General features: G+C 60.2%; 9 protein-coding genes. 1 reads left to right on the top strand and 8 read right to left on the bottom strand.

Features of this window, described 5'->3' with window-relative positions; genetic code table 11:
* Window positions 1-136: 136 nt before the first annotated feature.
* The 7 genes from AC4GYS_RS12095 to AC4GYS_RS12065 form a co-directional block, all read right to left on the bottom strand.
* The gene (locus AC4GYS_RS12095) at window positions 137-388 is read right to left on the bottom strand and encodes a hypothetical protein (RefSeq protein ID WP_491109324.1); all 252 of its coding nucleotides are present in this window, start codon (window positions 386-388) and stop codon (window positions 137-139) included.
* 372 nt (window positions 389-760) lie between these two features.
* A complete protein-coding gene (locus tag AC4GYS_RS12090; RefSeq protein WP_491109323.1) occupies window positions 761-2,839 on the bottom strand; it encodes an AAA family ATPase in 2,079 nt (692 codons plus the stop codon).
* Window positions 2,840-2,935: 96 nt separating this feature from the next.
* Entirely contained in the window at window positions 2,936-3,520 is a 585-nt protein-coding gene (locus AC4GYS_RS12085) for a hypothetical protein (RefSeq protein WP_491109322.1), read from the bottom strand.
* A gap of 32 nt (window positions 3,521-3,552) precedes the next feature.
* Window positions 3,553-3,834 (bottom strand): helix-turn-helix transcriptional regulator, encoded by a 282-nt coding sequence (locus AC4GYS_RS12080; RefSeq protein ID WP_491109321.1) that lies wholly within the window; start codon window positions 3,832-3,834, stop codon window positions 3,553-3,555.
* 142 nt (window positions 3,835-3,976) lie between these two features.
* Entirely contained in the window at window positions 3,977-5,179 is a 1,203-nt protein-coding gene (locus tag AC4GYS_RS12075) for a tyrosine-type recombinase/integrase (protein ID WP_491109320.1), read from the bottom strand.
* A gap of 73 nt (window positions 5,180-5,252) precedes the next feature.
* Window positions 5,253-5,660, bottom strand: a complete 408-nt coding sequence (locus AC4GYS_RS12070) for a hypothetical protein (RefSeq protein ID WP_491109319.1) — start codon at window positions 5,658-5,660, stop codon at window positions 5,253-5,255.
* A 253-nt stretch (window positions 5,661-5,913) separates the two neighbouring features.
* On the bottom strand, window positions 5,914-6,045 hold the full coding sequence (locus AC4GYS_RS12065; RefSeq protein WP_491109318.1) for a hypothetical protein: 132 nt from the start codon (window positions 6,043-6,045) through the stop codon (window positions 5,914-5,916).
* Here AC4GYS_RS12065 and AC4GYS_RS12060 point away from each other — a divergent pair.
* The gene (locus AC4GYS_RS12060; protein WP_491109317.1) at window positions 6,038-6,169 is read left to right on the top strand and encodes a hypothetical protein; all 132 of its coding nucleotides are present in this window, start codon (window positions 6,038-6,040) and stop codon (window positions 6,167-6,169) included. The genes AC4GYS_RS12065 and AC4GYS_RS12060 overlap by 8 nt on opposite strands.
* On the opposite strand, the gene purQ is transcribed toward AC4GYS_RS12060, so the two are convergent.
* Window positions 6,166-6,834 (bottom strand): phosphoribosylformylglycinamidine synthase subunit PurQ, encoded by a 669-nt coding sequence (gene purQ, locus AC4GYS_RS12055; RefSeq protein ID WP_491109316.1) that lies wholly within the window; start codon window positions 6,832-6,834, stop codon window positions 6,166-6,168. The genes AC4GYS_RS12060 and purQ overlap by 4 nt on opposite strands.
* Between the last annotated feature and the right edge of the window lies 1 nt (window position 6,835).

The raw sequence follows: 6,835 nt of genomic DNA, 5'->3' as shown, positions 1-6,835 counted from the left end.
ACGCCTTGCGGAAGTCCTTGAGTGGATCGAGCCGAGGTTCGACGGAAAACGGTAGGCGGTTCATCGTCATGCTCCCGTGTGTTCGTTGGGAGTGTTTTGACGGAACCGCAGGGCGGGCTGGCTAAACGATTAGAACTTAGCGCACTCCCACATCGTCGATGAATTGATCCAGGAGGCGGGCGACGGCAGCGTCCACGAAGCCTTTGTCCATTGCTTCCCGTTCGGTGAGCCTATTGGTGATCACGAGGGCGTTCAGCAGGCCTTCGGATATGTCGTATCGCCCAACCCTGAGGCCCATCGCCCTACGAGCCTGGAACCGATGCTGCGCCTCGTTCAACTGCTTGCGTCGGCGTTCCCTTGGGTCCGGGGTCAGTGGGGATTTAGCCATGGGACCGCGGGCCTTCGGTCCCACTTGTCGGGCAGGTTCGGTTTGGTTGCGCGCGGGTGCGAAACCGACCCTTCGATGAGTTTGTAAATCCCAACGCCGGTGTCCAAGGGGGCGCAGAATTAGTTTCAGACGATGCCCCCCGGGCCTTTTGATCCAACGAGCCACGGACCCGCTGCCCTAACGACTTCATGCGGCGCTCGTGGGTTGCGTGGAGATAGCGTTCGAACCGGTTGGGTCGGGCAGGTTTTAGTTGTGCTTCATATCCAGCCCCAGACCTGACCACGGGTAGGGGGTCCTTATAGACCCCCCAAACCCCGTGGTCGTGTGGTCGACCCGTGGTCAGACCCGTGGTCGACCCGTGGTCACCCGTGGTCAGTCGCATGGTTCAAACTCCGGAGCCAATGCCACTAGGTCACCATAAACCATTGTAATGTTTAGGCTTTCCAACACGGGGGCCACCCGGTCGAAGACGGTTCGGGCGTGTTTGGGTGTGAGGTCATGATCCGTGGTCAAGGCGACCACGGACCCATCCTTCCAGGCCATTCGTGAAACGCCGACCCGTGGTCGGTTTTCAGGGTCCTCTTCGGCCCCGGGAATGAGCACCCCTTCCTCGTGCCGAAGGCGGATCAATTCCTTGAATACCAGTTCGTGGTGTTCACCCGATCCACGCTTGCCGAGGTGGGCTTTGATCTTGGCGCGGGCCTTGTCCAACGGGTTGCGGGAGACAGCCGTCAGTCCCGTCTGCTCAATCGTGCAGGAGGTAACGGGGTCACCGTCCTCATCGACGCCGAGTTGGTGGACCTTGAGCTTGAAGCTCAACACGTAGCTCTTGGCCTCGCCATTCCGTTGCTTCACAATGTCCACGGTCCGGGTGCCGCCCAGGTCTTCGACCAGGAGGATCGTGTCGGTGTTGCCGACCAGGCTTGAGTGACCCCGGGGCCACTTGCTGCTGTCGTCCTTGGGCCGGTGGTGGATCGGCATGACGAAGCAGTTGTAGTCGGCTGCCAACTTGCCGCAGTTCCTCAAATAGACTGCAACCTCGTCGGTATTCTCCCTGCCCGACCCCAACGTCATCGAAAGTGTGTCGGCGACGATCAGGGCGGGTTTGCCGTGGATAATAGCCTGTTCCTCGATGACCTCCCGCAAGTCGGCGAGGTCAGTCTTAGAGTCGTACAGGTTGAGCGGTTGGGGAATGAGGATCAGCGGGAAGTCGTCCGTGATCCCATGCTCCCGGCAGAATGCGTCCACCCGGTTGCGCATCCCGGCTTGGCCTTCCGCCGCAATGTAGAAGACCGTGCCTTGCTTGACCTTGTTCCCGAACCAATCGAGGCCGAGGGCCACGTGCATGGCCATGGTCAATGCGAGATATGATTTGCCGCTCCCTGGGTGACCGAAAGTGAGGCCAACGCCTTGTTCCTCTATCCAGCCCTTGATCAGCCAGGACGCGGGCTTGCGGTGCGCTGCGTCCAAAATCTCTTGACCGCATTCGATGTAGAGGCCCGAGGAGCTGTTTGCCGGGGCGAATGCTTCTGCGGCCTCCCTCTTGCCCCGACCCTTGGCGGGGTTGACCCAACCTTCTCGGGCCGCTCGGGCAAACACCGCCTTGTAGCCGGTGCGCTCCGGTTCAAACGTGTGCCACCGCTCGTTGTCGCCGGGTTGGTATTTGCCGGAGGTCTTCGACCACGCGAGCCACAGGTCGTAGCCCTTGTTGTCGGGCAGGGTCTTGAGGGCCTGGCCGCAGGCGATCCACGCCTCGTAATCCGACGGGTCGATGTGCGTTAGCGCGTCCTGGAGCTCCTCGATGATCTTGGGGGTGATAATCCCGCCTTCGTCCTCGTCGACGCGCTCTCCGGCGATCCTACGCGTTGTGGCGACCATTTCTTGGAGGGCGGGGAGGTCGTCCAGGCTCGGCCAGGCGTTGCTCTGGTTCCAGACCCCTTTGTAGTCCAGGGCCATGAACCGCCTGTTGGTGTAAATCTCCACTCCCTCGACGGGCTGGCCATTGAACAGATCCGAGGTCGCGCCCCAGATGTGCAACCCCCTGCCCGACTGGCTGACAAACATCGGCGCGGCAGCGGCCTCGGCCTCGGCTGCAATGTCAAATCCAGGGTGCTCGGGGTCGAGCGTGCGGTCGTCACGGAGGATGTTGTCGAGGTCGATGACCTTGGTGCCATCGCCACCGACCAAGGCAACGCCGACTTTGCGGCCCGTCTTCTTAGCGGCTTTGCAGGCGTCGGTGTACGAAACGAGTTGGGCTAGGTCTTCGGGGGTGTCGAGCTTGATGTTTCCGCCCCGCATGTTCCCGTTGGTGTAAAACGGTCGCTTCCGCAGCTTGTCGGGGTTGGTCGGATGCGGCACCTCGTCATACGTCAGGAACCGCTGTGGCCGCTGGACGACCGGATCGGGCAGGATCTTGGTTAGATCGACTGCGGTAGAATTGTCACGGGCCACGGCACTTTACCTTCCTTCGATACACTCTCCTTTCCAGGATTTGGGTTGCTGTAAGCCGCCAAAATACGCGTCGGCGGACGCGGGTTCAAGGGTCCGTTAGCCACTGACCTCGTCCTCTTGGCTGACCCGAAATAACGAGACTTCACCTCTGAACCTGACGGCTAACGCGATGCCTGCCATTTCTTCATTTTCCAGATACGCTTGTGTCGCCTGGTCCAAGTTCATGAGTCCGCTGGACCCATGCACAACCTGGTTTGTCGCTGCTTCATAAAGGAATTCACGAACGGCCTTGCTCTCCTCGATGCCCCCATTTTCTCCTTCCCCCAGACAAATCATGAATGGGGTTGATTTGGGGAGGGGGTCCCGGGCAACGAAACCGCATCCGCCACCGGCCTTGTGGAAGAAAAGGAGCGCGGGAATATCGACGCCCTCAGCTACGTTATACAAGACTGCGTAAAGAGCCTGGTCTGCGCGTTCCCATTCAAAAGGAAAGACGACGGCCACTCGTCCGACAATTCGACCTGAAGCATTCGGGTCCAGAACGTTGAACGACTGCCAACCGAGCATTCTTTTCTTTCCTGAGAATTGTTCGATGTACCGGATGCATTGGGCGATTGCATCTGCGGGGCCACCGGAGATACGGACCCCGCGCTTCCGTTGAATTCGACTATGAGCGTTCATGGTGGCTTGATCCTTGTGGCTTGAGGGGGTGGTTAGGCCGTCACCTGCCGGTCCCGTGGAGGGTTGGTCTTCCCGTGGGGATTGCGGCCCGGGGCGTATGCGCCACGGCGCTCTTTGATCTGCTCGGCAATCCAGTCATTCACTTCGTCCTGGACGAAGACGAGACGCCATTGCGTCAGCCGGATCGGCTTGGGGAACTGACCCTCACGAACCATCCGGTCGAGGGTCGAACGGCTCAGTTTGAGGAGGCGGCAAACCTCACCCGTCGACATCAGTTGCGTGACGCCGTCGGGTGGTTGAGTAGTGGCATTCATTGGTCGATCCTTCCGTTTGAGGATGACCTTACAAGTAACCCTAAACTAACCCCAAGATAACCACTGCAGTCGCAATTTCTGTTCACAAGAAAAGGCCCGATTTCCCTAGGAAACCGGGGCCAGTTCAATGCTGCGATTTTCATTATTTTGTGCGGATCGGCACCACTTTGTTCGACGACCTGCCCGATACTTGGCGGAGCACTTCTTCCGTCCATCGGGTCAATGCAGCCCGCTTTTCGGACGCGTAGGTATTGCGGTTGTAAACCCGACCCGTGATCGAAACCCCAGCGCTGTGGTTGACGACCTTGCCGATCACTTCTTCGGGAATGCCGAGGGCGCTCATTTCCGTGCAAACCGTCCGACGGACGTCGTGGAAAACCCAATCTGCAATCTCCGGTCCACCATCGACCGACAAGAGGTTGTCCACCCTATTCTTTAGCTTCGACCATCCAGACGCCGGTGCGGCCCCGTTGGTCGTAAAAACATAAGGTCCGAACCTCGGGAGGTCCTTCAGGATTGCGACCACCGGATCGGGCAGGGGCACGAGATGCTCGCGGTTGGATTTGTTGGCCTCGGCGGGAATGACCCACGTGCCACGGTCCAAGTCCAGATCGTCCCATTTGAGGTTCGCGCATTCGGACCGGCGCTGGCCAGTGAGGATGAGCAACTTGAGCCACGGACCCGATGGGTAGCCGAGCAAGTCGGCCGCTCTGAACAGGCGGCAAATCTCGTCCATGGAAAGGACCCGATCCCTCGATTGCTCCGGCTTCGGTTTCTCCACGCCCTCGGCGAAATTGGTGGTGATGTAGTCCTGGCTCACCGCCCACCTCAGCACGGTCTTCACGAGCGTGAGAACCCGATTGCTAAGGACGGCACCGGGGATGTTTTCAACGAGGTCCCTTACGGATCGCCTGTCAATGTCGACGATCCGCTTGTCCTTCCAGGCGGGCAGGACATACATTTCGGCCCGGCGTTCCTGCATCTTCCAGGACCGGTTGCGCTCCTTGGCCCGGTCCAACCACTTCTCGAAGACCTGCCCGAACGTGCGTTCAAGCTTCTCGGTCGACCCCTCCCGGGCAACGGTGTCTAGGAACTCCTCCGCCGCCTTGCGGGCAGCGTTCAGATCGACTTGGGGATATGGACCAAGGGAGCGATGGAAAACGCGTCCACCGACCCTGGCCCGCAGCATCCATGATTTCTTCTTGGTCGCGGCCACTCTGAGCCGGAGGCCCGGGGTCCGTGAGTCCCGGATTTCGATTGCGCCTTCGGCTGGCGGTTTGATCCCGAGGACCTTTTGCTCGGTCAACGGAATGGCGTCGGTTGTGGTATGGGTGTTTTTTGCCATCGGTTTGCTCCCTTTCCGGTGGTGGCACGGTCCAGGTTTTCAGTGGCTTGAGCCTGGACCGTGCCCCTCTTGCTCAACGGTCGGTAACGGCGCTGCCGATCAACTCGGCCGCATCATTCAAGGCCTGGCAGGTGGCGACCTTCCCGTTCACGGTCATTTGGTTGTTCGAGAGGCTGATGTAGCCGAGTTCCTTGCGGGTCATCCGCTCCACCTTGTGGTGGACCCGGGCGACGTCCTCAAAGGACCGAACGTCAGCGAGCAGCGGGAGGATCGTCTCCTTGGCCACCCGGCCTTTGACCGATTGGGAGAGGTTGGTGCCAACCCAATCCAGGGCGTAGGCGATCCCGTGGTCAGTGATCCGTTCGATCATCTGCCGCTCGGCCTTTTCGCCTTCGAGCTGGTCCCGTTCGAAGTGGCTGATGAGGTAACCAAGGCGGGGGTGAAGGTCGGCCTCGGGGGTGGGGGTTTCGAGGTTGGTCATTGTGGGTCTCCTCGGAAGGGCCTGTTATCGGAGGGGCCTTCCGATAACAGAATGTATCACAAAACCGCGGTTCGTATAACATTTTATAGTTATTGTGGGGAGGTCGAGAACTGCATAAAGCGCGGAAAACCGGGCTTTTGGGGTTCAGTGGGGAACGGAGCATAATTTTAGAAGGCTCGTGCTCTATCCAACTGAGCTACGGGCGCGTCGCGGGTCGTGTAGTCGCTTGCGTCGTCGGGCGAAAGCGGGGCGTTCACCTGCCGTTAAACTTCCGAAGAGCCTTTTCACGGAAGTCAGGGGAGAAGGTTATGATCTGGAAAGTGGCGTTGGTCGCCGGATCCTTGTTGCTGCCGTCCGCAGCTTCGGCGGCGACGGTGGTGATCATGACCGATCCGATGAGCCTGGAAAAACGAACCCTGGTGCTTAACACCCCGGGCCCGGACCGGGTCCTGCTTTGCGCGATGCCGCCCGCGGTGAGCGGCTGCCGCGAGCTGTCCGTCCGCCGTTAAGCGGCGACCGTTTCCAGCAACCCTTCGAACAAACGGCGCCCGTCGGTGCCGCCGTGCGCGTCTTCCATCGCCCGCTCCGGATGCGGCATCATGCCGAGCACATTGCCGCTGTCGTTCACGATACCCGCGATGGAGTTGGCCGAACCATTCACTTCCCCGGCATAGCGAAACACGACGCGGCCTTCGCCTTCAAGCCGTTCGAGCGTCGGGGCATCCGCCTGGTAATTGCCGTCGTGATGGGCAACCGGGACCACGATCTCCTCGCCGTGGCCATAGCCGCTGGTGAAGATCGTCTGGCTGTTCTCGACAGTGAGATGAACCGGCCGACAGACAAAACTCAGACCTGAATTTCGCATCAGTGCGCCAGGCAACAGGCCTGCCTCTGTCAGCACCTGAAAGCCGTTGCAGATTCCCAGCACCGGGACACCGCGCCCGGCTGCGTCCGCCACGGCTCGCATCACCGGTGAGCGGGCCGCCATCGCGCCAGAGCGCAGGTAGTCGCCATAGGAAAAGCCGCCTGGAACCCCGATCATGTCGATGCCGGCCGGCAATTCGGTTTCGCGATGCCAGACCATATGCGGCTTGGCGCCCGTCACCAGTTCCAGGGCCACCGCCAGATCGCGGTCGCAATTGGAACCCGGAAACACGATCACCGCGCTGTTCATG

Source organism: Sphingomonas sp. SP1, assembly GCF_058313395.1.
The sequence above is the reverse complement of the archived record's forward strand: the minus strand, read 5'-3'. Positions and strand labels throughout refer to the sequence as shown.